This window comes from Neisseria sp. P0014.S009 (assembly GCF_051958155.1).
Lineage (GTDB): Bacteria > Pseudomonadota > Gammaproteobacteria > Burkholderiales > Neisseriaceae > Neisseria > Neisseria flavescens_C.
The window spans coordinates 1-299 of the sequence record NZ_JBQCVS010000091.1 but is presented as its reverse complement, the minus strand read 5'-3'; the positions used below and the strand labels follow the sequence as shown (position 1 = coordinate 299).

The 299-nt window shown below is 49.5% G+C and carries 1 pseudogene; it reads left to right on the top strand.

The annotated features are described in order from the left end of the window. Positions 1 to 299: pseudogene (gene uvrC, locus ACTHS4_RS11805) on the top strand (excinuclease ABC subunit UvrC); the annotation flags it as partial.

Sequence of the window (299 nt, the reverse complement as noted above, 5' to 3'; positions counted from 1 at the left end):
ATTAAAGCCTTGTTGCCGAAATACAATATCCTTTTCCGCGATGACAAAAGCTATCCTTATTTGATGCTCAGCGGCCATCAATATCCGCAAATGGCGTATTACCGCGGCACGCTGAAAAAGCCAAATCAATATTTCGGCCCGTATCCGAACAGCAACGCTGTGCGCGACAGCATTCAAGTGTTGCAAAAAGTCTTTATGCTGCGTACCTGCGAAGACAGCGTATTCGAGCACCGCGACCGTCCTTGTCTGCTTTACCAAATCAAACGCTGCACCGCGCCTTGTGTCGGCCACATCAGCGA